General features: G+C 68.5%; 21 protein-coding genes. 13 read left to right on the top strand and 8 right to left on the bottom strand.

Features of this window, described 5'->3' with window-relative positions; genetic code table 11:
- Positions 1-3 precede the first annotated feature (3 nt).
- The 3 genes from AC1Q7H_RS31725 (at position 4) to AC1Q7H_RS31715 (ending at position 3,619) form a co-directional block, all read left to right on the top strand.
- The gene (locus tag AC1Q7H_RS31725) at positions 4-978 is read left to right on the top strand and encodes a VOC family protein (protein WP_211979722.1); all 975 of its coding nucleotides are present in this window, start codon (positions 4-6) and stop codon (positions 976-978) included.
- 26 nt (positions 979-1,004) lie between these two features.
- The gene (locus tag AC1Q7H_RS31720; RefSeq protein ID WP_492379553.1) at positions 1,005-1,961 is read left to right on the top strand and encodes a PDR/VanB family oxidoreductase; all 957 of its coding nucleotides are present in this window, start codon (positions 1,005-1,007) and stop codon (positions 1,959-1,961) included.
- A gap of 239 nt (positions 1,962-2,200) precedes the next feature.
- The gene (locus tag AC1Q7H_RS31715) at positions 2,201-3,619 is read left to right on the top strand and encodes an MFS transporter (RefSeq protein ID WP_080569583.1); all 1,419 of its coding nucleotides are present in this window, start codon (positions 2,201-2,203) and stop codon (positions 3,617-3,619) included.
- Positions 3,620-3,694: 75 nt separating this feature from the next.
- On the opposite strand, the gene AC1Q7H_RS31710 is transcribed toward AC1Q7H_RS31715, so the two are convergent.
- From AC1Q7H_RS31710 to AC1Q7H_RS31700, 3 genes are all read right to left on the bottom strand, one after another.
- Positions 3,695-4,648: a tripartite tricarboxylate transporter substrate binding protein gene (locus tag AC1Q7H_RS31710; RefSeq protein ID WP_153955489.1), complete on the bottom strand. Its 954-nt coding sequence runs from the start codon at positions 4,646-4,648 to the stop codon at positions 3,695-3,697.
- A gap of 125 nt (positions 4,649-4,773) precedes the next feature.
- Positions 4,774-5,661 carry an isocitrate lyase/PEP mutase family protein gene (locus AC1Q7H_RS31705; RefSeq protein WP_492379554.1) on the bottom strand — a complete coding sequence of 296 codons (888 nt, stop codon included), beginning with the start codon at positions 5,659-5,661 and terminating at the stop codon, positions 4,774-4,776.
- Positions 5,658-6,830: a TauD/TfdA family dioxygenase gene (locus AC1Q7H_RS31700; protein WP_013952375.1), complete on the bottom strand. Its 1,173-nt coding sequence runs from the start codon at positions 6,828-6,830 to the stop codon at positions 5,658-5,660. Before AC1Q7H_RS31700 ends, AC1Q7H_RS31705 begins: the two co-directional genes overlap by 4 nt.
- A gap of 136 nt (positions 6,831-6,966) precedes the next feature.
- Between AC1Q7H_RS31700 and AC1Q7H_RS31695 the strand changes: the two genes are divergently transcribed.
- Complete coding sequence (locus AC1Q7H_RS31695; RefSeq protein ID WP_013952376.1) at positions 6,967-7,866, top strand: LysR family transcriptional regulator; 900 nt, start codon at positions 6,967-6,969, stop codon at positions 7,864-7,866.
- 92 nt (positions 7,867-7,958) lie between these two features.
- On the opposite strand, the gene AC1Q7H_RS31690 is transcribed toward AC1Q7H_RS31695, so the two are convergent.
- Positions 7,959-8,477: a MarR family winged helix-turn-helix transcriptional regulator gene (locus AC1Q7H_RS31690; RefSeq protein ID WP_492379557.1), complete on the bottom strand. Its 519-nt coding sequence runs from the start codon at positions 8,475-8,477 to the stop codon at positions 7,959-7,961.
- 320 nt (positions 8,478-8,797) lie between these two features.
- Between AC1Q7H_RS31690 and AC1Q7H_RS31685 the strand changes: the two genes are divergently transcribed.
- The 7 genes from AC1Q7H_RS31685 (at position 8,798) to AC1Q7H_RS31655 (ending at position 16,210) form a co-directional block, all read left to right on the top strand.
- On the top strand, positions 8,798-9,790 hold the full coding sequence (locus AC1Q7H_RS31685) for a tripartite tricarboxylate transporter substrate binding protein (RefSeq protein WP_013952378.1): 993 nt from the start codon (positions 8,798-8,800) through the stop codon (positions 9,788-9,790).
- A gap of 44 nt (positions 9,791-9,834) precedes the next feature.
- The gene (locus AC1Q7H_RS31680) at positions 9,835-12,126 is read left to right on the top strand and encodes a xanthine dehydrogenase family protein molybdopterin-binding subunit (protein ID WP_492379558.1); all 2,292 of its coding nucleotides are present in this window, start codon (positions 9,835-9,837) and stop codon (positions 12,124-12,126) included.
- Entirely contained in the window at positions 12,119-12,985 is an 867-nt protein-coding gene (locus AC1Q7H_RS31675) for an FAD binding domain-containing protein (protein ID WP_013952380.1), read from the top strand. Before AC1Q7H_RS31680 ends, AC1Q7H_RS31675 begins: the two co-directional genes overlap by 8 nt.
- Before the next feature lie 9 nt (positions 12,986-12,994).
- Positions 12,995-13,471, top strand: coding sequence for a (2Fe-2S)-binding protein (locus AC1Q7H_RS31670; protein ID WP_010811673.1), 477 nt, complete (start codon positions 12,995-12,997; stop codon positions 13,469-13,471).
- Positions 13,461-14,201: an SRPBCC family protein gene (locus AC1Q7H_RS31665; protein ID WP_013952381.1), complete on the top strand. Its 741-nt coding sequence runs from the start codon at positions 13,461-13,463 to the stop codon at positions 14,199-14,201. The genes AC1Q7H_RS31670 and AC1Q7H_RS31665 overlap by 11 nt, the downstream gene beginning before the upstream one ends.
- A gap of 102 nt (positions 14,202-14,303) precedes the next feature.
- Positions 14,304-15,155 (top strand): IclR family transcriptional regulator, encoded by an 852-nt coding sequence (locus AC1Q7H_RS31660; protein ID WP_018311864.1) that lies wholly within the window; start codon positions 14,304-14,306, stop codon positions 15,153-15,155.
- Between the two features lie 38 nt (positions 15,156-15,193).
- Entirely contained in the window at positions 15,194-16,210 is a 1,017-nt protein-coding gene (locus AC1Q7H_RS31655) for a Bug family tripartite tricarboxylate transporter substrate binding protein (RefSeq protein WP_013952383.1), read from the top strand.
- Here AC1Q7H_RS31655 and AC1Q7H_RS31650 read toward each other — a convergent pair.
- From AC1Q7H_RS31650 to AC1Q7H_RS31635, 4 genes are all read right to left on the bottom strand, one after another.
- The gene (locus AC1Q7H_RS31650; RefSeq protein WP_013952384.1) at positions 16,197-17,036 is read right to left on the bottom strand and encodes an IclR family transcriptional regulator; all 840 of its coding nucleotides are present in this window, start codon (positions 17,034-17,036) and stop codon (positions 16,197-16,199) included. The genes AC1Q7H_RS31655 and AC1Q7H_RS31650 overlap by 14 nt on opposite strands.
- A 69-nt stretch (positions 17,037-17,105) precedes the next feature.
- Positions 17,106-18,242, bottom strand: coding sequence for an FAD-dependent monooxygenase (locus tag AC1Q7H_RS31645; protein WP_153955493.1), 1,137 nt, complete (start codon positions 18,240-18,242; stop codon positions 17,106-17,108).
- A 585-nt stretch (positions 18,243-18,827) separates the two neighbouring features.
- The gene (locus AC1Q7H_RS31640; protein ID WP_492379559.1) at positions 18,828-20,063 is read right to left on the bottom strand and encodes an acyl-CoA dehydrogenase family protein; all 1,236 of its coding nucleotides are present in this window, start codon (positions 20,061-20,063) and stop codon (positions 18,828-18,830) included.
- Positions 20,064-20,108: 45 nt separating this feature from the next.
- The gene (locus AC1Q7H_RS31635; RefSeq protein WP_211979726.1) at positions 20,109-21,260 is read right to left on the bottom strand and encodes an acyl-CoA dehydrogenase family protein; all 1,152 of its coding nucleotides are present in this window, start codon (positions 21,258-21,260) and stop codon (positions 20,109-20,111) included.
- A 255-nt stretch (positions 21,261-21,515) separates the two neighbouring features.
- On the opposite strand from AC1Q7H_RS31635, the gene AC1Q7H_RS31630 reads away from it, so the two are divergent.
- On the top strand, positions 21,516-23,063 hold the full coding sequence (locus tag AC1Q7H_RS31630; RefSeq protein ID WP_013952388.1) for an AMP-binding protein: 1,548 nt from the start codon (positions 21,516-21,518) through the stop codon (positions 23,061-23,063).
- A gap of 154 nt (positions 23,064-23,217) precedes the next feature.
- The gene (locus AC1Q7H_RS31625) at positions 23,218-25,980 is read left to right on the top strand and encodes a winged helix-turn-helix domain-containing protein (RefSeq protein ID WP_041228564.1); all 2,763 of its coding nucleotides are present in this window, start codon (positions 23,218-23,220) and stop codon (positions 25,978-25,980) included.
- Positions 25,981-25,983: the final 3 nt, after the last annotated feature.

Below are 25,983 nucleotides of genomic sequence, written 5' to 3'. Positions count from 1 at the left end.
GCAATGATCAAGGTATTGGGGATCGACGAGATCGTCTACGGCGCGGATGACTTTGACGCCTGCCGTGGCTTTTTCACCGACTGGGGCCTGGCCATCAAGCGCGACGACGCGCAGGGCCTGGATTTCGAAACGCTCAACGGCTGCCGCGTGCTGGTGCGCCGCATCGACGACGCCACGCTGCCGCCCGCGATCGAAGCCGGCCCGACGCTGCGCGAAGTGGTGTGGGGCGTGGACTCGCAGGCCTCGCTGGACCAGCTCGCCAAGACGATTGCCGACGCACCGGGCTTCGTGAAGCAAGGCGAGGGCGATACGATGCGCATCGGCTGCACCGACCCGAACGGCCTGGCCGTGCGTTTCCAGGCCACGCGCAAGCATGACGTGCAGGTCGAATGCGCACTGATGAACACGTGGAACGACAAGCCGCGCCTGAACCAGCGCAGCCCGATCTACGACCACGCCACCCCGATCGAAGTGGGCCACGTGGTGTTCTTCGTCAAGGACGTCAAGGCCACGGAGCGCTTCTATGTCGAGAAGTTCGGCTTCGTGCCGTCGGACCGCTATCCGGACCGCGGCGCCTTCCTGCGCTGCACGCCCGAAGGCGGCCACCACGACCTGTTCCTGCTGCAGCTGCCGGAACCCAAAAGCGGCCTGAACCACGTCGCCTTCACCGTGCGCGACATCCATGAAGTCTTCGGCGGCGGCATGCATGTCTCGCGCAAGGGGTGGGACACGCAGCTCGGCCCGGGCCGGCACCCGATCTCGTCGGCCTACTTCTGGTACTTCAAGAACCCGGCCGGCGGCCTGATCGAGTACTACGCCGACGAAGACCAGCTGGACGAACACTGGGAGCCGCGCGCTTTCGAGCCGGGGCCGACCATGTTCGCCGAATGGGCGATCGAAGGCGGCATCGACGGCAACACCCGCCGCCAGAAGAACGCGGGCGGACCGGCAGGCAAGTTCCTGACCGAGAAGCGGTAAGTCAGCAGCAATCGAAGGAAGCAGCAATGAGTGCCCACCAGTCCCTGACCCTGCGCGTCCACGCCATGCGCTATGAAGCGCGCGGCGTGGTCAGCATCGAACTGCAAGATCCCGAAGGGAAGACCCTGCCCGAGTACAGCCCGGGCGCCCATATCGACCTGCACCTGGGCAACGGCCTGGTGCGCAGCTACTCGCTGTGCGGCGCGCCCGAAGCGCGCCAGCGCTATACCGTGGGCGTGCTGCTGGACCGCGGCAGCCGCGGCGGTTCGCGCTACGTGCATGAGCAGCTGCGCGTTGGCACCACGCTGACCGTGGGGGCGCCGCGCAACAACTTCGCCCTGGACGAAAGCGCCGCGCACACCGTGCTGGTCGCCGGCGGCATCGGCGTGACGCCGATCGTCTGCATGGCGTGCCGGCTGGCCGAACTGGGCAAGTCGTTCACGCTGATCTACTGCGCCCGTTCGCGTGCCGAGGCCGCATTCGTCGAACAGCTGTCGGCCCATGGCGATGCAGTGCGCTTTCACTTCGACGACGAGGCCGGCGTGCCGCCGGACTTGAACGCGATGCTGGCCGGCCAGGACCCGCAGACGCACTTCTACTGCTGCGGCCCCGGCCCGATGCTGAAGGCGTTCGAGGCTGCCTGCGAAGCGCATAGCTACCCGAACGTGCACATCGAGCGCTTTGCCGCCGATCCCTCGACCGAGGCGGTGCAGGAAGGCGAGTACACCGTGTCGCTGTCGCGCACCGGCACCACCGTCAAGGTGCCGTCCGGCAAGTCGCTGCTGGACGCGCTGCTCGATGCCGGCGTACAGATGGACTACAGCTGCCGCGAAGGCGTGTGCGGCTCGTGCGAGACCGCGGTGCTGGAAGGCTGCCCCGACCATCGCGACAGCGTGCTCAGCAGCAGCGAGCGCGCCAGCAACAAGACCATGATGGTGTGCGTGTCGGGGTGCAAGGGCAGCAAGCTGGTGCTCGACCTGTAATCCTGCCGCACAGCCTTTGGACACCGATGGTGTTCCCCTCTCCCCTCATGGGGAGAGGGCAGGGTGAGGGGTGGTTTGGCAAGGCACCACGCCACCAGAACCGCCGCCCCTCACCCCTGGCCCCTCTCCCGCATGCGGGAGAGGGGAGCAAACCTCCCGCATGCCGGGCCGCCCCAAGAATCAAACCGAGACATCCCGTGCTGACCCAGAGACAAGACGCAGCGTCCCCCGGCGCACCGGTGGCCGCCACCGCAGGTATCGTGACCACGGCTGACAGCGCCGGCCAGAGCGCAGCGGCGGCCCGCAGCGGCCCGCTCACGCGCGGCAATATCGTTGCCCGCATCGAGCGCATGCCGGGAAACGCCATGCATATCCGCGCCCGGTTGCTGATCGGCCTGGCCACCTTCTTCGATGGCTTCGACGTGATCGCCATCGCCGCCACGCTGCCGCTGCTGATCGCGCAGTGGTCGCTCACGCCGGGCCAGATCGGCTTTCTGATCGCGGCGCCGTCGGTCGGCCAGTTGGTCGGGGCGCTGCTGTTCCCGGGGCTGGCCGAGCGCTTCGGCCGGCTGCGCTCGATCGGCTGGAGCGCGGGCATCATCGGGCTGATGAGCCTGGCCTGCGGCTTTGCCCCGTCGTTCGAGATCTTCGCGCTGCTGCGCATCGTGCAGGGCCTGGGCCTGGGCGGCGAACTGCCGGTGGCGGCCACCTATATCAACGAGGTCACGCGCGCCCATGGGCGCGGGCGCTTCGTGCTGCTGTACGAGGTGGTGTTCCCGATCGGGCTGATGGTGTCCAACGGCATCGGCGCCTGGCTGGTGCCGCACTACGGCTGGGAGCTGATGTATTTCATCGGCGGCGTGCCGCTGGTGCTGTTCTTCATCCTGCGCCGCGTGATCCCGGAATCGCCGCGCTGGCTGGCCGAGAAGGGCCGGCTGGACGAGGCCGATGCCGCGCTGTGGGCCTTCGAGGCGCGCGCCAGGACGCCGCTGCCGCCGCTGGGCGACACCAGCGCCTACGAACGCATGGCACAGCACCCGCGCCGCCGCGTGCGCGACCTGGTCAGCAAGCCCTATATCGGCCGCACGCTGGCGGTGTGGATGCTGTGGGCAACCTGCGGCTTTATCCAGTACGGGCTGTCGACGTGGCTGCCCACGGTCTACAAGACCGTCTACCACGCGCCGCTGCAGCTGGCGCTGAACCTCGCCGCCGGCGCCTCGGTGCTGGGCGTGGTCGGTTCGCTGGTGTGCGCGATGATTGTGGACAAGGTCGGGCGCAAGCCGGTGATCAATGTGTCGTTCCTGCTGTGCGCGCTGTCGCTGGTGCTGGCGGGGGTGTTCCACGCGTCGAACGTGTATGTGGTCGCGACCCTGTGCGCGCTGGCGATGGGGTTCCTGGCCAGCGGCTTCATCACCGCCTATGTCTATACGCCGGAACTGTATCCGACCAGCGTGCGGGCGATGGGGTGTGGGCTGGGTGGGGCGTGGCTCAAGCTGGCGGCGATCTTCGCGCCGGGGCTGATTGCCAGCACCATCGGCAGTGGTGATCTCAGCATTGCCTTCTTCGCGCTGTCCGTGGTGCCCGCGCTGGCGGCTGTCACGGTACATTTCCTTGGGATTGAGACCAAGGGCCGCGTGCTGGAGGAGCTGGAGGTCTGAACGGGCGTTGCTCGTCCCGTTCCCTTGGGGGCTGCACCGTGATCCGGTGCAGCCCTTTTTCTTTGCGCCGGAAGCTCAGCTCATCCGCGCCCCGGTAACCGCCACCACCTTCGCCCAACGCGCGATTTCCCCCTGCAGGAACTGCGTGAACTGCGCGGCATCATTGCCCACCGGCATCAGCCCTTCGCCGGCCAGGCGCTTGCGCATTGCCGGCGACGCGACCGCGGCGCGCACGGCTTTCTCCAGCTGTGCAACCACGTCCGCCGACATGCCGGCCGGCCCGAGCAGGCCGTACCACGAGCTGTAGTCGAAATTGGGCACCACGTCGGCGATCGGCGCGATCTGCGGGAACGCGGGCAGGCGCTTCAGGCTGCTGACGCCCAGCCCCTTGACCTTGCCGGCCCGCAACAGCGGCTGCACCGTGGCGACGTTGCCCAGCAGCAAGTCGGCCTGGCCGGCGACCACGTCGGCGATCGCGGGGGACGCGCCTTTGTAAGGCACGCTGACCAGGTCAATGCCCGCCTCTTGCTTGAACATCTCGCCGGCCAGGTGGTTGGCGCTGCCGAGGCCGGCCACGGCGATGCTGAGCTTGCCGGGCCTGGACTTGGCCAGCGCGATCAGCTCGCGCACGTTGTTCGCGCCCAGGTCGGGGCGTGACACCAGCAGCAGCGGCGAGGTGGCGATCAGCGAAATCGGCGTGAAGTCCTTGATCGGGTCGAACGGCTTCTTGTCGAACAGCGCGGGATTGATGGCGTGGCTGGTGTAGCTGAGCAGCAGCGTGCCGCCGTCCGGATCGGCCTTGGCCACCGCGCTCGCCGCGATGTTGCCGGCTGCGCCGCCGCGGTTCTCGACGATATAGGGGTGCTTCAGGCGTTGCTCCAGTTCAGCGGCCAGCGCGCGCGCCACCAGGTCAGTGCCGCCGCCGGGCGTGGCGCCGACCAGCAACTTGGTCACGGCCGGGGCGGCCTGCAGGGTGCCGGGCAGCATTGTGCTGGCCGCCAGCAGCGCCAGGAATTCGCGTCGTTGCATGGGTTGTCTCCGTTTCTCTCTTTATGTACCTGGACGATGGGGGCATCGTTGCGGGGGCTTCTGGCCTGCCTCTGGTGGGCGGAATGCCTTACAGCATGTGCGGGGCAACGTGGCGGCGCGTGCCGTTAGTCGTCGTCCGCATAGCGGCGGCCGGCGTCGAGCAGCTGGGGCGTGCCGATCAGCCGGTTCAGTGCGTCGAAATCGTTCATTTCCTCCATGAATGCGCGTGTGCAGCCGTCGGCCCTGAGGCCGGCGAAGTAGCGCTGCAGCTGGCGCGAGGCGAAGCGCACGGTGCCGCCCGGGTAGATCACGATGCGGTAGCCGCGCCCGCCCAGTTCGGCCGCGCTCTGGATCGGGGTCTTGCCGCCCTCGACCATATTGGCCAGCAGCGGCACGCGTGCGGCGAAGCGGCCGCAGACGCGGTCCATGTCGGCGGCTGACACTACTGCCTCGATAAACAGCGCGTCGACGCCGCAGGCCAGATAGGCTTCGGCGCGCTCGATGGCGGCGTCCAGGCCTTCCACGGCGACGGCGTCGGTGCGCGCCAGGATCAGTGTGTCGGCGCTATGGCGCGCGTCGAGAGCGGCACGCAGCTTGCCGCACATCTCGCGCACCGTGACCAGCGACTTGCCGGCGAGGTGGCCGCAACGCTTGGGAAAGCCCTGGTCCTCGAGCTGGATCATCGCCGCGCCGGCGCGCTCGAAAGCGCGCACCGTGCGCTGCGTGTTGAGCGCGTTGCCGTAGCCGGTGTCGCCGTCGACGATCACCGGCAGCGACACGCGGTCGGTGATGCGCGCCAGCACGTCGGCGGTCTCGGTGGCCGTGGTCAGGCCCACGTCGGAGTGGCCCAGCAGCGTGTAGGCGACCGCGCCGCCCGACAGGTACAGCGCCTCGAAGCCGGCCTGCTCGGCCAGCAGCGCGCTGAGGGCATCGTAGACGCCGGGCGCCAGCACCGGCTCGGGCCGGCGCAGGCGTTCCTTCAGCGAAGGGGAGTGCGTGCTGTCGCCGCTCATGCCGTGGCTCCCGCGGCCGCCTTGGCCGCATGCCCGGCCAGGATGCGCACCATGTCTTCCTGGCGCAGCTGTGGGCGCCAGGTCTCGAACAGCATGCCGAGCGCCGCCGCCTGGCGCTTCTCATAGTCAAGGAATTCCTGCGTGATCTCACTGCCGCGCACGCCGCCGCGCACCGATCCGGCACGCACGTCGCCGTAATATTCCTTCCAGTCTTCGGGCAGCGGCTGCGAACCCGGCACGGCCAGCCACAGGCGGAACAGGTGGCGCTTGCGGTCCGGCTCCTCATGGTCCTCGAACGGCGTGCGCGAATGCAGCGTGACGTAGTTGTTCAGCAGCTGCATGTCGCCTTGCTCCAGTTCCATGGTGAAGCACAGCAGCTCGCTCGGCATCAGCTCGTCGAGCAGGTCCAGCGCCTCGACCTGCGCCGGCGTCAGGCGCGGCAGCTCGGCAAAGTCGCGCTGCGCGGCGTCGGTGTTCTTGCGGTTGGTGCGCGCGGAGAAATACTCGGGATGGCTGCCGAAGACCGGGCAGCGGTAGTACGGCGGCTGGCTGGGGTCCTGCGTGCCTTGGTAGCTGTGGAAGAAGGTGTCCTTGAGCACCGGGATCAGGTCGGGGCGGCGGCGCTGCACTTCCTCATACAGCGCTATCGAACTGGTCACCTTGCTGGTGCCGCCCGCGCGCGCGGTGCGCCGGCACAGCAGGCCGACCACGTCGCACGAGTCCTGGTGAAAATCCAGCCCGGCATTGGTGTTGTAGCCGCGGCCGCCCTTGACCTTGTATTCGCCGCCTTCATTGCGCACGTCGTTCATGAACTGGCTGGCGCGGTTCTGCGTGCGGCCCACGCCCATGTACAGGCTCATGCCCCAGTAGGCCAGGCGCGATTCCTCCTCGGTCCATTCGTCGACCGGAAAGCCCTTGAGCAGGCACATGCCCCAGCCGCCCTGGGTGATGTCGATGGCGCGCCTGAGCACGGCGCGGGCGGCGTCATTGAGCGGAAAGTCGGCCTGCTGCATTGCCAGCAGCGGCTTGTTCAGTGTCCTGGCGTGGTCGAGCGCGTCACGCATGCCCTGGACTTCGGCCTCGTTCATGCGCAGTACCCAGGAGCGGTCCTCGCGGGCTTGCTGGGCGGTCCAGGCGACGGGGCGTTGCGATGCGGCGATGACTGACATGTCGGGGGCTCCTCCGTGTTTTGCGTAGCGTGCAGTGGTTGGGTTCGATCTGTGTTCGATCCCGTGAGCCCAGTCTAGCGGCGTGCCCTATCATTAGAAAAGCGAACTTATTTGAGTTACTTCATAAGATTTTTTGATGAAAATTGAGACCTTCCATACGCTTGAGGGCGTGCTGCAGACCGGCACCTTCGCCGGCGCCGCGCGTCAGGCCAACGTCACCCCCAGCGCTGTCAGCATGCAGATGAAGCAGCTTGAGCAGTACCTGGGCAAGCCGCTGTTCGACCGCTCCGGGCTGCAGGCGCGGCCCAACCAGCTCGCGCGCGAGGTGGCCGACACCATGCGCCAGGCACTGCAGAACCTGGAAGCGCTGCGCTCCGGAAGTGGACTGGCGGTGGAGGGGGTAGTGCGGCTGGGGGTGATCGAGTCGCTGCAACCGGTCGTGCTGCCCGGCATCGTGCGCTATGTGCGCGAGCGCCATCCCAGGCTGGAACTGCGGCTGGTGCGCGGGCGCAGCAGCACGCTGACGGCATCGGTCAAGGCAGGCGACATCGATGCGGCGCTCGTGGCGCAGCCGGCAGCCGGCGGTTCGGCGCGGCTGCGCTGGACCCCGATGATGCGGCGCGAACTGATGCTGATCGCACCACCCGCGTCCACCGAGACCAACGTGGCCTCGCTGTTCCGCCTGTACGACTGGATCCGCTACGACCGCAATACCGTGTCCGGGGCGATGGCGGCGCAGTACGTGCATGCGCACGTGTCCGAAATCCGCGGCACGCTGGAGTTCGACAGTGCGCCGGCGATCGTGGCAATGGTCAGTGCCGGGCTGGGGGTGTCGATCCTGCAGGGGCCCGACCCGACGCTGGTGCAAAACTACCCGGTGCGGCTGGTGCGGCTGGGCCGCTCGGCGCCGGTGCTGACCCTGTCGCTGGTGACGCGCAAGGGGGATGACGACAACCGCTCGGTGGCGGCTGTGCGTGACGCCATGCGGCTGACGCTGGCCTCGTACCAGCGCCAGAGCGTGGCAGCGCGCCACTGAGGCGGCGGGAGTGAAGGCCGGGTTGGGGTGCCCGGCAAACGCTGGCTGTGGCGGCTCCGGGCGAGCAAGTCGTCCGGAAGCCGCTTTCCTTGTCAGGCCTGCGCGCGCAACAGCTTGCGCAGCCCCTGGTAGACCGCTTCGCGCTCCTCTGGCGACAACTGCCGTATCACCTGCGCCTGCCCCCGCCGCGCCAGCGGCATCACCTGGTCGTGCAGTGCCACACCAGCTTCGCTGATCGCACAGATCAGCTTCTTGCGCGGCGTGTTGCCGGCCGAAGTCAGCTGCACTAGCCCCCGTTCCTCCAGCAGCCGCAGCGTGCGGCTCACCAGCGCCTTGTCCGAGGTCGATTGCGTCACCAGCTCGGCAAACGGCAGCTCGCGCGCGTGCGCCAGCAGCGCCAGGATGCGCCACTCCGGCACGGTCAGGCCGAACTGTTCCGCATAGGGCTTGGTCACCGTGCTGCGCAGCGCGGTGACCAGCTGGCTCAGCATCGTGGTCAGGAAATTGTCGACGGTCAGGCCGCTGCCGGCCTCGTCGAGGTCGGTCCACGGGCTGGTGATGTCGGTGTCTGGCGCGGGCTGGCCCTTGGCGGGCGCGGCGTCACGGGGCATGCGTTCCTCTTGATCGGGTCTGCCGGCCGTCATGCGGGGCCGGTTTGCGGGCCAGATTGTCTCACAGCCGCTAGCCAATTCCGCCACCGTGTGTCGCTTTCACGGCAACGGGCAAGACGTATAAAAAATTACCATGTCAATTGGTATTTAACGTAAGTTGAGTTGTCAATATTGACGACCTAGGATTAATAACGTTCCTGATGTGAACGTACGTTTTACTAATAAAACAACCAAAAGTGTTGTAACCCGAGCCAACCCGGTTTTCGCGGTGCGCAAAACAGCCCACTCCAACCGCGAATGCGCCCCCACAGGAGCTGTTGATGAGACACGAACGCCCCCGCCGCCTTTTCCTTGCCGCCACTGCCATGGCCGCGCTCGCGCTTGCCGCGGGCAGCGCGCTGGCCACCGCCGCGTATCCGGCCAAGACCGTGACCATGGTCGTGGCCTATCCGCCCGGCGGCGACACCGACGCCATGGCCCGGCTCTATGCCGATAAGCTGTCGGCGCGCCTGAAGCAGCCGGTCATTGTCGAGAACCGCCCCGGCGCCGGCGGCGTGGTCGGCGCCAGCTTTGTCAGCCGCGCGCCGGCGGACGGCTACACGCTGCTGTACACGCCCAACCCTTTCACGCTGGCGCCGATGGTGCTCAGGCTGGCGCCGTCGGCCAGCTATGACCCGCTGTACGGCTTCACCCCCGTGATCCAGACCGCGGTGCAGGCGGTGCTGCTGGTGGCCAACCCGCAGGCGGGCATCAAGACCGTGGGCGAGATGATTGCCGCGGCCAAGGGCGGCAAGACGCTGACCTATGGCAGCCCGGGCGCGGGTTCGCCGATGCATATCGCCGGCGAGATGCTGAACCGCGCCGCGGGCGTGAAGATCCAGCACGTGCCGTACAAGGGCGTGGCGCCGGCGGTCAACGACGTGGTGGCGGGGCACGTGAACTTTGCCTACGTCACGCTGGGCCCGGTGGCGCAGTACATCAACACCGGCCGGCTGATCCCGCTGGCGATCACGGACGCAAAGCGCTCGCCGCTGCTGCCCAACGTGCCGACGCTGGCCGAGCTTGGCTACAAGGACGTGGTGGTCGGCGCCTGGCATGGCGTGATGGCGCCCAAGGGCACGCCGCCCGAGGTGGTCAAGGTGCTGAACCAGCAGCTCAACGACGTGCTGCGCTTGCCCGACGTGACCGAGAAGATGGCCACCTTCGGCGCCAGCCCGGTGGGCGGCGTCCCGGCCGCGCTGGAAAAGGTCAACGCGGCCGACTACGAGCGGCTGGGCAAGGTGATCCGCGACCTCGCGATCGCGGCGGAATGACGCACCGCATCGCATTCATGCAACCAGACAAGCAGGAGGCCGGCATGAGCAAGGCCATCGTGGGAAGCTCCACGCCGCAGGTGACCGCGCGGGAAAAGGTCATGGGGCGCGCGCGGTATGCCGGCGACATCAAGTTGCCCGGCATGCTGCACGCCAAGGTGCTGCGCAGCCCGCACCCGCACGCGCGTATCGTGCGCATCGACACCGCCGCGGCGAAGGCGCTGCCCGGCGTCAAGCTGGTGGTGACCGGGCAGGATGTGCCCACCCGCAACTGGGGCCCGCACCGCAAGGAGCAGCGCATCCTGGCCTGCGGCGTGGTGCGCCACGTCGGCGAGGAAGTGGCCGCGGTGGTGGCGGTCAGCGAGGAAATCGCGCGCGACGCGCTGGACCTGGTCCGCATCGAGTATGAGGCGCAGCCCGCGCTGCTGACGCCCGCAGCGGCGCTGGCCGAGGGCGCACCCGAGATCCATGCCGGCACGCGCAATATCGGCCATGAGATGCACATCGTGCGGGGCGACGTGGATGCCGCGTTCGAAGCCTGCGCCGCGGTGTATGAGGCCACCTACGACATGCACTCGCAGTATCCGGGCTACCTGGAGCCGATGGCCTCGGTGGCGGCGCAGGACGGCAACGGGCGGCTCACGCTGTGGGCCTCGACCCAGTCCGTGTTCCTGGCGCGCGCGCGGCTGGCCGAGGCGCTGGACCGGCCGGTCTCGACCATCCGCGTGGTGCAGGCCACCACCGGCGGCGGCTTCGGCGCCAAGATCGTCGAGGAGAACAACAGCCTGATCTGCGCCTTCCTGGCCAGCCGGCTGGAGCGCCCGGTGCGGCTGGTCAACAACCGGCTGGAAGACTTCCAGGGCGCGCGCGCCAGCGTGCCGATGAAAGTGTGGCTGCGCATGGGGCTGTCGGCGGACGGGGTGATCCTGGCCAAGGATGTGCGCATCACGGCCGAATGCGGCGTTTACTCCGGGCTTGCCGGTGACGTGATGCACGTCACCGTCATGCGCAGCGACAATATGCACCGCGTGCAGAACGTGCGCTCGCACGCGGTCATGGCCTATACCAACAACCCGCCGCGCGGCGCCTTCCGCGGCTTTGGCGGGCAGCAGATGCAGTTTCCGCTGAACTGCCACCTGACGGTGCTGGCCGGCATGGTCGGCATGGACCCGGTGGAGGTGCACAAGCGCAATGCGATCGGCGCCGGCGAGACCAGCGTGCATGGCTGGAAGATCAGCAGCACCGGCATGGCCGAGTGCCTGGACATGACCCGCAAGGCCATCGGCTGGGACGAGAAGCGCGCCGCCCCGCGCAGCACCGGCACGCGCCGGCGCGGCGTGGGCATTGCCGCGGCCATGCACGTCAGCGGCAACCGCACGCTGGGCAACTGGGACGGCTCGACCATCCTGCTCAAGGTCAACGAGGACGGCCGCGTAATGCTGCAGACCAGCGAATGCGACATGGGGCAGGGCGCCAACACCATGCTCAGCCAGATCTGCGCGCAGGAGCTGGGCATCCCGCTGTCGCACATCACCGTGATGGCGCCGGATACCGATACCGCGCCGTTCTGCCTGGGCTCGCTGGCGTCGCGCGTGACCATCATCGCCGGCAATGCAGTGCTGCGTGCCGCGCGCGAGGCGCGGCAGAAGCTGCTGGCACTCGCGGCGGAGAAGCTCGGCGTGGACGCGGAACAACTGGAGATTGCCGATGGCCGCATCGCCGCGCCGGACCAGCCCGACAAGTCCGCCACGCTGGCGGAGATCGCGCGGCTGCATATCTTCCGCCACGGCGGCGAGGGCATCCATGTTCGCGCCACCTATGACGCGCCCACGGTGATGCACGATGCCGACTACTACGGCAACGTCGCGCCCGCGCACTCCTTCGCGGCACAGGCGGTGGAAGTGGAAGTCGACACCAGCACCGGCCAGGTTACCGTGATCGACAGCTTTGTCGCCGACGACTGCGGCAAGGCCATCAACCCGCTCGCCGTGCACGGCCAGACCCACGGCGCGACCGTGCAGGCGATCGGCTGGACCCTGTACGAGAACCTGCAATATGAGGATGGCCGCCTGATGAACGGCAACTTTGCCGACTACACCATGCCTACCGCCGACGCAGTGCCGATGCTGCGCACTGACGTGGTGGAATCGAACGATCCCAACGGCCCCTATGGTGCCAAGGGCGCCAGCGAAACCGCGATCCTGCCGGGCGCGGCGGCGATCGCCAATGCCGTGTTCGACGCCGTGGGCGTGCGCATCCAGTCGCTGCCGATCACGCCGGAGAAGGTGCTGGCTGGCCTGCGCGAACTGAAGCAGAAGGAGGCCGCCCATGCGTGACTTTGCATTCCTTGAGCCGGCCACCGTGGCCGAGGCCAGCCAGATGCTGGCCGACCTGGGCGACAGTTGCCGCATCCTTGCCGGCGGCACCGCGCTGATGCTCGGCATGCGCCAGCGCATGCTGACGCCCGGCCACCTGGTCTCGCTGGGCCGGCTTGATGCGCTGCGCGGCATCACCTTCGATGCGCGCGAGGGCCTGCGCATCGGCGCGCTGACCTTGCATGCCGAGGTGGCGCGCTCGCCGCTGGTGCAGGCGCACTACCCCATGCTGGCCAGCATGGCCTCGCGCGTGGCCAATCCGCAGGTGCGCAACCAGGGCACCATCGGCGGCAACCTCTGCTATGCCGACCCCGCCACCGATCCGCCGGGCTGCATGATGGCGCTGGGCGCGCGGATTGTGGTCAGCGGCCGAGGCGGCGAGCGCGAGATCGATATCGAGGACTTCCTGGTCGACTACTACGTCACGGCGCTGGCGCCCGACGAGATCCTCACGCAGATCCGCGTGCCGGCGCCGGGTGCCGGCGCCGATGGCCGCTATGCGCGCTTCCTGCGCACCGCCGCCGAGCACCGGCCGCTCGCCAGCGTGGCGCTGGCGGTGCGGCGCGAGGGCGCGTTCTGCGTCGAGGCCCACCTGGCGGTAGGCGCGTCCACGCCGATTCCGGCCCGGCTGCGCCGCGCCGAAGCGCTACTGGCCGGCAAGGCCGTCACCGCGGAACTGGCCGAGGAAGCGGCCGCCATTGTCGCCGCGGACATCAACGCGGTCTCGGACATGCGCGGGTCCGAAAGCTACCGGCGCGAGATGGTGCGGGTAGTCGCGCGCCGCACCATTGCCGAGCTGTTCGGCGTGGCATCGGAGTAAGGAGTCCTCATGAACCAAGTCAGCATCGAACTCACCGTCAACGGCGAAGAACACCAGGTGGAGGTGCCGGCGCGGCGCCTGCTGTCCGACCTGCTGCGCGACGACCTGAACCTGACCGGCACCAAGCGCGGCTGCGAGACCGGCATCTGTGGTGCCTGCTCCGTGCTGGTCGACGGCGAGGTGGTCAAGTCCTGCCTGATGCTCGCCGTGCAGGCACGCGGGCGCCATGTGATGACCGTGGAGGGGCTGGCCGCCGACGGCCAGCTGCATCCGCTGCAGCAGTGCTTCATGGACAACGGCGGGCTGCAGTGCGGCTATTGCACCCCGGGCTTCCTGATGGCCTCGTGCGCGCTGCTTGCCAACAACCCCAACCCTACCGAAGACGAGGTCCGCCACGGCCTGAACGGCAACCTGTGCCGTTGCACGGGCTATGTCGGCATCGTTGAATCGGTCCTGTCCGCCGCGGAGAAAATGCGTGGAAATTGAAAAGACCCTGGTCACCGCGGCGCCGCCGGCGCGCGTGTGGGAGCTGCTGCTCGACCCCAACGTGATGGGCGCGTGCGTGCCCGGCATGGAATCGATCGAGGTGCTGAGCGATGTCGAGTACATCGCCCATATGGCGGTCAAGATCGCCTTCATCAACGCGCGCTTCCGTCTGCATACCAAGATTGTCGAGACACGCGCGCCGCATTACCTGCGCACCGAGGGCACCGGCGAGGATGCTTCGGTGGCCAGCTCGCTGCGCCAGTCGAGCGAGCTCTTCCTGACCGCGCTGGACGATGGCGGCACGCAGGTGCGTATCAAGGTGCAGGTGGACGTGCTGGGCCGGCTGGGCACGTTCGGCCTGAGCGTGATGAAGACCAAGGCCGACCGCATGTGGGACGAGTTCGGCGCCAACCTGCTGGCACGGCTGTCGCCGCAGGAGGCGCAAGCAGCGCCCGAGCCGGCGGCGAAGTCCGCACCTGCGGCACCGGTGGCATCGGCCGCGGCGGTCAACGGCCATGCGGTGCTGCCGGCGCAGTCCACGCCGCCGGCACCCGCCGCCGCCGGGCTGTTCTCGCGGCTGTTCGGGCGCGGCGAGGCCGCGCGCGGGCCGCTGTCGGACATCTGCGTCGAGCTGCGCCGCCGCGACGAGACCATCGTGGTGCGCTGGCCCGCCGCCCAGGGCGAGCAATGCGCGGCCTGGCTGCGCGACTACCTGCGCCCAGGGGCATAGGCGGGCCCGGGGCGGGGTCTGCCGGCAATACGGGTACCCTACGGGGTGCAGGCGTGATATATGAGAGCGTTACGCCAAGACCGAATATTGCAGAGACAGACCATGACGACCGATTCGCCGCAGGAAGACACGCAGGAAAGCGGCCAGGAGGGCGCCCAAGAGAGCGCCCAGGACAAGTACATCGTGCCGGGGCTGGAGCGCGGCCTGCGGCTGCTGGCCGAATTCAGCAGCCGTGAGCGCACCTTGTCGGCGGCCGAGCTGGCGCGCCGGCTCAAGGTGCCGCGTTCGACCGTGTTCCGGCTGCTGGCCACGCTGGAAATGATGGGCTTCGTCGAGCGCACCGACGGCGGGCGCGAGTTCCGCCTGGGCATGGCGGTGCTGCGGCTGGGCTTTGACTACCTGGCTTCGCTGGAGCTGACCGAGCTGGGCCGCCCGCTGCTGGACCGGCTGCGCGACGAGATCCACTATCCGTGCAACCTGGTGGTGCGCGACGGGCGCTCCATCGTCTATGTGGCCAAGTCGGTGGCCTCGCGCCCGTTTGCCAGCACGGTCAATGTCGGCACGCGGCTGCCGGCGCATGCCACCGTGCTGGGCCGCGTGCTGCTGGAGGATCTGTCGCTGGCGGAGTTGCGCGCGCTGTATCCGGAGGAGCGCCTGGAGGTGTATTCCGAAAGCACCCCGCGCACCGTCGAAGAGCTGTACGACATGGTCCAGCGCGACCGCCAGCGCGGCTATGTGCTGCATGAAGGGTTCTTCGAGGCCAGCATCTCCACCATCGCGGCGCCGGTGCGCGACCGCAGCGGCAAGGTGGTGGCGGCGCTGGGCGCGACCATCCCGGCCTCGCGCATCGATCCGGACCAGCTCGACAACGTGGTGGAACAGGTCAGGCGGGCGGCGGCCGAGCTGTCGCGACTGCTCGACTACCGGCCGGAGGTGCCGAAGCCGTTCGCGTGACGGCAACGCGCGCCGCCTGCCATCCGATGGGAAGCAATATGCAGCAATGCAAGAGATACAACAGGTCGCCGCGCCGGCGGCAATGGCTGGTTGGCACGGCGCTGGCCGCTGCGGTGGCGGCGTGCGTGCCGTGGCAGGCGGTACAGGCCGCCGGTTGTGCGAACGTGCGCATCGTGGTGCCGTTCCCCGCCGGCGGCCCGGCAGACCAGCTCGCGCGCACGCTGGCGCACGGGCTGCAGCAGCGGCGCGGCACGCCGTTCGTGGTCGACAACAAGCCTGGCGCCAACGGCAATATCGGCATTGACACGGTGCGGCGCGCACCGGGCGACGGCTGCACGCTGCTGGTGGCCCCGGCGGGCAACCTGACCATCAACCCGACGCTGATGCCGGCGCTGACCTACAACGTCGAGCGTGATTTCCGGCCGGTGTCGCTGCTGGCGGGCTCGCCCAACGTGCTGGCGGTGCATCCGTCAGTGAAAGCGAATTCCGTGCAGGAGCTGGTCAGGCTGGCCCAGCAGGCAGAGAAGTCCGGCAAGCCGCTGGGCTACGCCAGCCCGGGCGTCGGCAGCGGCCTGCACCTGGCCGGCGAACTGTTCCGCAACAAGGCCGGCATCACGCTGCTGCACGTGCCCTACAAAGGCACCACGCAGGCGCTCAACGACGTGGTGGGCGGGCAGGTGCCGGTACTGTTCGGCACATGGCCGACGCTGGCGCCGTTCATCCAGTCCGGCGCGCTGCGCGCGCTGGCGGTGACGCAGCCCAGGCGCTCGCCGGCCGCGCCGAACGTGCCGTCGCTGGCCGAGCAGGGCGTGCCCGGCATCGACGTCAGTTCCTGGTATGCGCTGCTGGTGCCCAAGGCCACGCCGCAGCCGGCGGCCGATGCGCTCAGCGCCGACGTGCGCGCGCTGCTGGCAACGCCCGCGGTGCGTGCCGAGCTGCAGCGCCAGGGTATGGAGCCGGTGGGCAGCACGCCGCAGGCGCTCGAGGCCCGCATCCGCGAGGAAACCGCGGCGTGGGCGAAGCTGATCAAGGCGTACGGGATTACCGCGGAGTAGTGGCACAGCGGTACCCCATCAGGCCCGACAGGTCGCGCGCGGCCTGCCTGACTTCCTTCGCCACGCGCTCGCGCAGCGCGCCATCGGCTTCAAAGCGCTGCTGCGGTCCCGCCACGCTGATGGCGGCGATCACGTCGCCGTCGGCGCCGCGCACCGGTGCCGCGCAGGAATCGATGCCCGGTTCATAGGCGGAGAAGCTCCAGGCGCAGCCGCGTTCGCGGTCGGCGGCAAGGATATCGGCCAGCCGCGCGTGGGTGGCCGGGCTCTGGCCGGTGACCGTCGGCAGCGGATCGGGCCCCAGCAGCTCGCGCAGCGTCTCCGGCGGCAGCTCGGCAATCAGCATCCGCCCGGGCGTGGTCAGGTGCGCGGCAACGCGGCTGCCCACCTGGATATTGCTGACCAGCGAGGCCGCGGGCATCTGCCGCAGCAGGTAGAGTGCATCGCCGCCATCGCGCACAGCCAGGTAGGCCGACAGCTGCAGCGACGCGCTCAGCCGGGCCAGCACGCGTGCGGCAAAGCTGGTCAGGTCATTGGTGGCCAGCACGCGCGAGGCCAGCTTCAGGAAGTTGAAGCCTACCTGGTGTCCGCCTTGCGGCAGGCGTTCCACCATGCCCTCATGCTCCAGTGTGTCCAGCAGCCGCATCACGGTGACGCGGTTCACGTCGATGCGCCGGCCCACTTCGCTCAGGTTGGCGGTGGCGCCGCCCTCGGCGATGAAGCGCAGCAGGCGCAGGCCGCGGATCACCGGCGAGACCAGCTGGGCTTCGCGGGCGTCTTCCGTATCGGCATCGTCGGCAAGGTCAGGCTGTGGGCGGGACTTGGGCATGGTGGTGTCTGCTGTCAACGGAAAACGGCCGCGCAGGCGGCCGTGCCGGCGGAAACGATCGCCTCGGCTTCAGCCGAGGGCGACGTTCCAAGCGTCGTAATCGTACACCCAGTCGGCATTGCCGCCTTCCTTCAGCCAGGCATTGCTGCGCGAGCCGATCTGGATGCGGCTGGTGCGTTCGTGGCGCGCGGCCTGGTAGCGCGCCAGCGCGGCGGGCACGCCTGCGGCACCGCCGCGCGCGCTATCAGCGAGGCAGCGTGCGAGCACTACACCGTCTTCAATCGCCATGCCTGCACCTTGCGCCATGAACGGCATCATCGGATGGCAGGCGTCGCCCATTATCGTGACCGGGCCGGCGGACCATGCCGGCAGCGGGTCGCGCACGTACAGCGCGGAGATCAGCACCTCGTCGCAGGCATCCAGCAGTGCGCGGGCCTCGGGGTGGAAGCCGGCATAGGCGCTGCGCAGGTCTTCCACGCGGCCCGGCGTGGTCCAGGACTCATGGCGCCAGGCTTCCTGCGCGACGGTGGCGAACATAAAGATGTCGCGGCCGCGGTTGAGCGGGAAGGTGACGATCTGCGTGGCGGACTCCGGGCCCCACCATTTGGTGAAGGCGCCCAGGTTGGGCACGCCGGCGAGGCGCTCGGCCGGAACGACCGCGCGGTAGGCCACCACGCCGGTGAAGATCGGGCTTTCCTGGCCGAACAGGGCGGTGCGCACGGTCGAGTGGATGCCGTCGGCGCCGACCAGCACATCGACGCGCTCCTTTGCGCCATTGGCGAAGCGCAGCGTGGCGCCATCGGCATGCGGCTCGATGGCCACGGCCTTGTGGCCAAGGCGCACGCATTCGGACGGCACGGCGGCTTCCAGTGCGGTCATCAGGTCGGCGCGGTGCATGGTCAGCTGCGGGGCGCCGTAGCGGCGCTCGGCGTCTTCCTGCATCGGCAGGCGGGAAGTTTCTTCGCCGGTGTCCCACATGCGGCTGATGCGGTGGCTGGGGCGTGCGGCGGTTTCACGCAGGGCGGCGCCGATGCCTAGCCCGTCGAGGGCGCGTACGGCGTTGGGGGTCAGGTTGATGTCGGCGCCTACGCGGGCGAAGCGGGGGGCTTGTTCGTAGACGATGGCGTCCATGCCGAGCTTGCGTAGTGCGATGGCTGCGGCGAGGCCTCCGATGCCGGCGCCGTTGATTCCGATCTTTAGGGGCATTTTGTCTGCCTGTTGGCTGTGTTTATGTTCAAAAATGTACTATATGTTCATAAAAATATATGGGCGTGAGGGATGAGCCGTCAATTAAGGGTGAACCCTAGGAGAGAACCCTAGGAGGGGCTTTCAGCGCTTTTGGCGGATTGGAGCGGTCGGTCTGTGGCTCTTGGCAGGCGTGGGCTGTTTCGCCGGCGTAGCCGGCGAGTCACTTTTTGTCCGAGCGACAAAAAGTAACCAAAAAACGCGTCGCCTATGCGGCTGGCAATCAATTCCACGGTGTTGGTGGTTCGCACGGTGGTGCTTGCCGTTTGGGCGTGGGTGCCCTTTCGACCCTGCTACGCCATGTGAGTGTGGGGCAGTGCCTGCGTTAACCCACTATTGAACGATCCCCATGCAGGGCGTAGGCCGCCTGCTGCAAACGGCATTGCGGGGACGCCTACGGCCGCTGCGCAGGCCCAAAGTGCCCTGTCGGTTTTTCTGCGTTTGCGCGGAGCGCAACCGAAGGCGTTGATGCGATATCGCCAAACTCCAAAAAAAAACAGCCGCACACGGCGGCTGCTCTTGAAACCATCACTGGTACACGAACGCTCAAAGCCCCAACACAAGCTTGGCAATGATATTGCGCTGGATCTCGTTAGACCCTCCGTAAATCGACGCCTTGCGATAGTTGAAATAACGCGGCGCCAGCACGGCAGCATATTCAGGCCCGACACGCGGCGCGGCCTCGCGTCCCTGCAATTGAGCCCAGGTGTCCTGCACGAACGGCAACGCCGCCGGCCCCGCGGCTTCCACCGCAAGTTCGCTGGCCGCCTGCAGGGTTTCAGTGCCCGTGAGCTTCAGCATGCTCGACGCGGCCCCGATCGAGGTCCCGGATTCCACGCCTGAGAACACCCGCAACTCAACCGCTTCAAGCGCGGCAGCACGCAGGTGCAGCGCCGCCAGCTTGCGGCGGAAGGCGGCATCGTCCAGCAAGCGGCCACCGTCGTCGGCAGGCTGCTCCGCGGCAATATCCGCGATCTTCGACAGCTGCTTGCGCAGCATCGGGCTATACGTACCGCCGCGCTCGAATTCCAGCAGGTACTTGGCATAGGTCCAGCCCTTGCCTTCCTCCCCGATGCGGTTCGCCACCGGCACGCGCACGTTCTCGAAGAACACCTGGTTCACTTCCTGCTGGCCGGTCATGGGACCGTCCAGCGTCGGCAGTGCTGACACCGTGATGCCGGGGGTATGCAGGTCGAGCAGCAGGAACGAAATCCCTTCCTGGCGCTTCGATTCGCGGCTGGTCCGCACCAGGCAGAACATCCAGTCGGCCCACTGCGCATGCGTGGTCCAGATCTTGGAGCCGTTCAGGATGTAGTGCTCGCCGTCGCTGTCGGTGCCATGATCGGCGCGCATCTGCAGCGAGGCCAGGTCGGAGCCGGAGTTCGGTTCGGAATATCCCTGGCACCACCACACATCCGAGCTCAGGATCGGCGGCAGGAAGCGCTGCTTCTGTTCGGGCGTGCCGTACTTCATGATCACCGGCGCCACCATCTTCAGGCCCATCGGCGACACTGGCGGGCAGCCCGCGGCGGCCAGTTCCGACTGGAAGATAAAGCGCTCGGTCGAGCTCCAGCCCGGGCCGCCATATTCTTTCGGCCAGTTCGGCGCGGCCCAGCCGCGCGCGTGCAGCGCCTTCTGCCAGCGCAGTTGCGCGGCCTTGTCGAGGTAGCCGTTCTTGGACTGCGCCATCATCGCGCGCAGGTCGGCGTCATAGGCCTGGGCGATCCAGGCGCGCACGTCTTCACGGAACTGCTGGTCTTGCGGGGAGAAATCGAGATTCATCGACGGGCCTCGCTGGGTAATCGTCTGTGTTCGGGAATGCCGGCTTCAGGCCGCGGCCTGGGCGGGGTAGAGCAGGTCGGCGTAGCGGCGCAGGTGGTGCTCGGCCGAGCCCAGCTGCAGGTCGATCGCGGTGACGCGCTTGAAGTAGTGGCCCACGGCCAGCTCTTCGGTGACGCCCATGCCGCCGTGGATCTGCACCGCCGCCTGGCCGACAAAGGCACCGGCCTGGCCGGCCTGGATCTTGGCCGCGCACGCCGCCTGGGCGCGTGCCTGCGGTGCGCTGGCGGCCTGCATCGCCGCCACCTGGGTCAGCGCCACGGATTGCTCCAGCTGCATGTACATGTCGGCCATGCGGTGCTGCAGTACCTGGAAGGTGCCGATCGGCACGCCGAACTGCTTGCGCTGGCGCGCATAGTCGATGGTGTCGGCCAGCATGCGGGCCATGGCGCCATTGGCTTCGGCAGAGAGCGCGACCATGGCTTCGTCGCACAGTTGTTCGATCAGCGCAAAGGCTTCGCCTTCCGCGCCGATGCGCTGGCTGGCTGGCACCTGCACGTTGTCGAGCAGCACCTCGGCGGCGCGCAGGCCGTCGAAGGTCGGGTACTCGCGCAGCGTCACGCCCGGCGTGTCGCGTGCAATCCAGAACAGGCTGATGCCGTCCCGGTCGCGGCGCGCGCCGGAGGTGCGGGCGCTGACCACCAGGTGGGTGGCGAACGGCGCGCCGACCACGGCCCGCTTGTGCCCGCTCAGCTTGTAGCCGTTGCCCTGGCGCGCGGCGCTGGCCTGCACGTCGTGGCGGCAATAGCGGCTGGTGGGTTCGGCGTGGGCCCAGGCGGCGGTGGCTTCGCCGCCGATGATGGCCGGCACCCACTGCGCGGCCAGCTCGGGGCTGCTGTGCATCAGCGCGCCGCCGCCCAGCACCACGGTGCCCAGGTAGGGCTCCAGCACCAGATGGCGGCCCAGCTGCTCCATCACGATCATGTGCTCGGCCGCGCCGCCGCCCAGGCCACCCAGCGTCTCGGGGTAGGCCGCGCCGAGAATGCCGAGCTCGCGCGCGAATGCGCGCCAGCAATCCGGGCGCCAGCCCGCGGCGGACTGCACGGCAGCGCGGCGGGCTTCGAAATCATAGTGGTCGGCCAGGTAACGCGCGAGCGTGTCGCGCAGCATCGACTGTTCTTCGCTGAACTGGAAATCCACCTTGGCTCCTTTGGAATGGGGGTGAGGCGTGATTGCGGTAGTCTGGCGGGCATCATCGTGCCAGGCCGCCCGGTGGCGCATCGTCGCATCGGACGAAGCTGTCCCGACGCGCCCGCGGCCCTGTTTTGCGGCACTGCGGCAAAGCGGCGGCGGTGTCGCTTCGTCGCTTCCGACGATTGTTGAACCGGCCGACGTTCCGAGAATGCGGGATCGGCATCCGCCAACACACCGACACCCGTCGAGGAGTTCAACGCCATGCATCCGCACATCCACGCGCAGCGCACGCCCGACAAACCAGCCGTCATCATGGGCAGCAGCGGCGCAGTCGTCACCTACCGCGAACTGGACGAACGCTCGAACCAGGTCGCCCATCTGTTCCGCAGCCAGGGACTGCAGCCCGGTGACCGCGTGGCGTTCATGATCGAGAATCATCCGCGCCTGTTCGAACTGTGCTGGGGCGCGCAGCGCAGCGGCATTGTCTATATCTGCCTGAGCACGCGGCTGAACGTGGCCGATGCCGCCTACATCATCAATGACAGCGGCGCGAAGCTGCTGGTCACCACGCACGCGCAGGCCGAGGTCGCGGCAGCCCTGGCCGGGCAGACGCCGGCATTGCGTGGCAGGTTGATGCTGGATGGCACCGTGCCGGGCTATGACGCGTACGAGACCGCGCTGGCGCGCTGCCCGGCAACGCGCATCGATGACGAAGTGACCGGCGGCGACATGCTGTATTCGTCCGGCACCACGGGCCGGCCGAAGGGGGTGTATGCGCCGCCGTCGAGCGCGAATATCGAAGATCCCACGACCCTGACCAGCCTGTGCCAGCGGCTCTATGGCTTCGATGCCGAGACGCGCTACCTGTCGCCCGCGCCGCTGTACCACGCGGCGCCGCTGCGCTACAACATGACCGTGCAGGCGCTGGGCGGGACCGCGGTGGTGATGGAGCATTTCGATGCCGAGCACTACCTGCAGCTGGTGCAGCAGCACCGCATCACGCATACGCAGCTGGTGCCGACGATGTTCTCGCGCATGCTCAAGCTGCCCGAGGCGCAGCGGCAGGCCTATGACGTGTCGTCGCTGCGCGTGGCGATCCACGCGGCCGCGCCGTGCCCGGTGCAGGTCAAGGAAGCCATGATCGCGTGGTGGGGACCGGTGATCTGGGAGTACTACGCAGGGACGGAAGGCAATGGCGTGACCGTGGTCAGCACGCCGGAGTGGCTGGAGCGCAAGGGCACGGTGGGCCGGGCCATGGTCGGCAAGCTGCGCATCTGCGGACCGGACGGCGCGCTGCTGCCGCCGGGCGAATCGGGCACGATCTACTTTGCCGAAGGCCGCGCCTTTGCGTACCACAATGACGAGGCCAAGACCGCGGAGTCGCGCCACCCGCAGCAGCCGGACTGGAGCACCATCGGCGATGTCGGCTACGCGGATGCGGACGGCTACCTGTACCTGACCGACCGCAAGGCCAACATGATCATCTCCGGCGGCGTCAACATCTACCCGCAGGAGGCCGAGAATCTGCTGATGACGCATCCCAAGGTGATGGACGTGGCCGTGATCGGCGTGCCCAACGAGGACTTCGGCGAAGAGGTCAAGGCCGTGGTGCAGCCGGCCGACATGGGCCAGGCCGGGCCCGAGCTGGCCGCGGAACTGATCGCGTTCTGCCGCGCCAGCCTGTCGGCCATCAAGTGCCCGCGCTCGGTCGACTTCGAGTCCGAGCTGCCGCGCCTGCCGACCGGCAAGCTGCTCAAGCGGCTACTGCGCGACCGCTACTGGGCCGGCCACGCCAACAAACTGGTGTAGGCCGCTTGCCGCCGCCCGCATTTTCGCCAGTGCGGCGGTTTACGTCATAATCCTCCGTTACATCACAGCCACGGCCGCCCGGCTGCATCCGCAGCGCGGGCGGCGCATCGCGCGGCCTGCAACGGCAGCGATGTGCGGGAGACGACAACAGCCAATGGCAAGTATCGAGGAGACCGGCCGGCGCCCGCCGCCGCCCGCCGGCGCCGCATCGCTGGCGGCCAAACTGCGTCCGCCGCTGCTGACCCCGTTCCAGGTCGAGCGCGCGGCGATCTGCGAGGCCGTGTGCGCGGCGGGCTTTGTCAAGCTTGTGCTGGTGCGCGCACCAGCGGGCTTCGGCAAGACCACGGCCATGCTCCAGTGCCGCGCGCGGCTGGAGGCCGCGGGCGGGCGCACCGCCTGGCTGACGCTGGACCGTTCGGACAATGATGCCTCGCGCTTCCTGGGTTCGGTCGAGGCTGCCATCGCGCAGGGCCTTGGCGGCGGCGGGCCCGGCCGGTCCGCGCACGGGGCGCTGGCCCAGGATCCCGGCGAGCAGGCGCTCGCGCTGATCGACCGCCTGGCCAGCCACAATGGCGCCTTCACGCTGTTCCTCGATGATTTCGAAGCGATCCAGAATGCCGCCGTGACCGGACTGGTCTGGCAACTGGTGGAAAGCCTGCCGCCCGGCTGCCGCGTGGTGATCGGCACGCGCTGGGTGCCGGAATCCGGCCTGGGCCGCTTGCGCGCACGCGGCGAGCTGCTTGAGATCGAGCCCGCGCAACTGCGCTTTTCCGCTGGCGAAACCGCGTCCTTCCTGCGCCATGCGCGCGGATTGAAGCTGGAGCAGGCGGCCATCAGCGTGCTGCACCGGCGTACCGAGGGCTGGGCCACGGCATTGTGGCTGGCGTCGGTGGCGCTGGAGCGGCGCAGCCAGCCAGAGGGCTTTATCGCCGGCTTCTCCGGCTCCAACGCGGCGATCGCCGACTACCTGGTCGAAGACGTATTCCTGCACCTGCCCGAGCCGGTGCGTGACTTCCTGCTGCGCACGTCGATCCTGGACCAGTTGTGCGGGCCGCTGTGCGACGCCGTGTGCGAGCCCGCGACCGCTGGCAGCAGCGACGAGATCCTGGCGTGGCTGGAGCGCGCCAACCTGTTCCTGCTGCCGCTGGAGAGCGAGCGCTATGGCGAACGTGGCTCCGGTTCGGCATCGGAACAGTGGTACCGCTATCACAGCCTCTTTTCCGGCTTCCTGCGCGGCCAGCTGGCGCAGGCCATGCCTGACGCCGTGCCGCAGCTGCACCTGTCGGCATCGCGCTGGTATGAGTCGCAGGGGCGCCCGGTGCCCGCCATCGAGCATGCCTTCGCGGCCGGTGCGCTGGCGCGCGCGCTGCCGTTGCTGGACGGCGCCGCGGACGACCTGCTGGCGCAGGGCCGCATGCGCCTGCTGACGCGCTGGCTGGAGGCGGTGCCGGCGGAAGAACTGGCGCGCTGGCCCAAGCTGCAGATCGCACGCGTCTGGGCGGTGTCGTTCACGCGCGGCCCGGCCGAAGCCATTGCCCTGCTGCAGCAGATCCCCACCGAGGGCGCGGCCGGCGACCTGCTGGCGCATATCCGCGCGCTGCGCCACATGCTGCTGAACATGATGGACCGCTTCGACGATGCGCGCGCCTTCGCCCGCAATGAGCTGCCGCCGTTGCCGATGGGCTATGCCTTCCCCGATGCGATCCTGGGCACGTCGATGGCGCGCCTGGCTGCAGTCGCCGGCGACTACCCGGAGGCGCGCCGGCTGCTGCAGGTGGCGCGGCACGCGGTGCGCGGCTCGGACAGCAATTTCAACAAGATCTTCTCGGAGTCGGTCGAAGGGCTGATCGACCTGCGCCAGGGGCGGCTGCAGCAGGCGCTGGCACGGTTTCGCATCGCCGCCAGCACGATGCTGCCGAACCGCTTCGGGCCCACCAACGGCAACGCCATGGCCGGCATCCTGCTGGCGGAAGGCCTGTACGAAAGCGGTGATTCCGAGCGCGCCAGCCGCCTGCTCAACGTCTACCTGCCGCTGTCGCGCGACCTCGGGCTGCCTGACCAGATCATCACCGGGCACACGGTGCTGGCCCGCATTGCCTTCGAGCGCGGCGAAGCCGACCAGGCGCATGAATGGCTGGCGCAACTGGAGGCGCTGGGGCACCACCGCGGGCTGACGCGGCTGGTGATGGCGGCAATGCTGGAGCGCGCACGGCTGGCACTGCGCCAGGGCAATGTCCACGCGGCGCAGGAGGCGATCGAACGTGCCGCCGATCCGGCGCTGTGGCGCACGCGGCCCGGGGTCAGCTCCTTTGCCAGTGATGTCGAGGACATCACCCTTGGCCGGCTGCGGCTGGACCTGTATGCGCGCCCGGGCACGCCGGTGCGCGAGGCCATCGAGCGCGAGCTGGCGGCTGCCGCGGGCAACCAGCTGATGCGCCGCGCGCTCAAGCTGCGCATCCTGCTGGCGCAGGCGTGCCAGCGCACTGGTGACGGCGCGCACGCGCTGGTGGTGATGGGCGAGGCGCTGCGTTTCGGCGCTGCCGAAGGCTTTGTCCGCATCTTTGCCGACGAGGGCGACGATGTGCGCAGGCTGGTGGCCGATGCCTGCTCGCGCCAGTCGGCCAGCCTGCCTGCTCCCTACGTGGAAAAGCTGCTGCAGGCTTGCGGCCAGGCCGGGGGCGAGCAGGCCGCCGGTGCGGGCCGGCCGGCACCGGCCGCACTGGTTGAGCCGCTGACGCCCAAGGAGCAGAAGGTGCTGCAGCTGCTGGCCGAGGGCTATTCCAATGTGGCCATGGCCGAGCGGCTGTTCGTGTCCGAAACCACGGTGCGCACGCACCTGCGCAATATCAGCGCCAAGCTGCACGCCAGCAACCGCACCCAGGCAGTGGCCATCGCGCGCCAGCTCGGGCTGCTCTGAGGC

The sequence above is a fragment of the Cupriavidus sp. GW823-FHT06D04 genome (genome assembly GCF_058795055.1).
The sequence above is the reverse complement of the archived record's forward strand: the minus strand, read 5'-3'. Positions and strand labels throughout refer to the sequence as shown.

Bases quoted from the DNA above. Each gene is read 5' to 3' on its own strand.
- AC1Q7H_RS31725 (WP_211979722.1), top strand. From the start codon at position 4: ATGATCAAGGTATTGGGGATCGACGAGATCGTCTACGGCGCGGATGAC.
- AC1Q7H_RS31720 (WP_492379553.1), top strand. From the start codon at position 1,005: ATGAGTGCCCACCAGTCCCTGACCCTGCGCGTCCACGCCATGCGCTAT.
- AC1Q7H_RS31710 (WP_153955489.1), bottom strand. From the start codon at position 4,648: ATGCAACGACGCGAATTCCTGGCGCTGCTGGCGGCCAGCACAATGCTG.
- AC1Q7H_RS31705 (WP_492379554.1), bottom strand. From the start codon at position 5,661: ATGAGCGGCGACAGCACGCACTCCCCTTCGCTGAAGGAACGCCTGCGC.
- AC1Q7H_RS31700 (WP_013952375.1), bottom strand. From the start codon at position 6,830: ATGTCAGTCATCGCCGCATCGCAACGCCCCGTCGCCTGGACCGCCCAG.
- AC1Q7H_RS31695 (WP_013952376.1), top strand. From the start codon at position 6,967: ATGAAAATTGAGACCTTCCATACGCTTGAGGGCGTGCTGCAGACCGGC.
- AC1Q7H_RS31690 (WP_492379557.1), bottom strand. From the start codon at position 8,477: ATGCCCCGTGACGCCGCGCCCGCCAAGGGCCAGCCCGCGCCAGACACC.
- AC1Q7H_RS31685 (WP_013952378.1), top strand. From the start codon at position 8,798: ATGAGACACGAACGCCCCCGCCGCCTTTTCCTTGCCGCCACTGCCATG.
- AC1Q7H_RS31680 (WP_492379558.1), top strand. From the start codon at position 9,835: ATGAGCAAGGCCATCGTGGGAAGCTCCACGCCGCAGGTGACCGCGCGG.
- AC1Q7H_RS31675 (WP_013952380.1), top strand. From the start codon at position 12,119: ATGCGTGACTTTGCATTCCTTGAGCCGGCCACCGTGGCCGAGGCCAGC.
- AC1Q7H_RS31670 (WP_010811673.1), top strand. From the start codon at position 12,995: ATGAACCAAGTCAGCATCGAACTCACCGTCAACGGCGAAGAACACCAG.
- AC1Q7H_RS31660 (WP_018311864.1), top strand. From the start codon at position 14,304: ATGACGACCGATTCGCCGCAGGAAGACACGCAGGAAAGCGGCCAGGAG.
- AC1Q7H_RS31655 (WP_013952383.1), top strand. From the start codon at position 15,194: ATGCAGCAATGCAAGAGATACAACAGGTCGCCGCGCCGGCGGCAATGG.
- AC1Q7H_RS31650 (WP_013952384.1), bottom strand. From the start codon at position 17,036: ATGCCCAAGTCCCGCCCACAGCCTGACCTTGCCGACGATGCCGATACG.
- AC1Q7H_RS31645 (WP_153955493.1), bottom strand. From the start codon at position 18,242: ATGCCCCTAAAGATCGGAATCAACGGCGCCGGCATCGGAGGCCTCGCC.
- AC1Q7H_RS31640 (WP_492379559.1), bottom strand. From the start codon at position 20,063: ATGAATCTCGATTTCTCCCCGCAAGACCAGCAGTTCCGTGAAGACGTG.
- AC1Q7H_RS31630 (WP_013952388.1), top strand. From the start codon at position 21,516: ATGCATCCGCACATCCACGCGCAGCGCACGCCCGACAAACCAGCCGTC.
- AC1Q7H_RS31625 (WP_041228564.1), top strand. From the start codon at position 23,218: ATGGCAAGTATCGAGGAGACCGGCCGGCGCCCGCCGCCGCCCGCCGGC.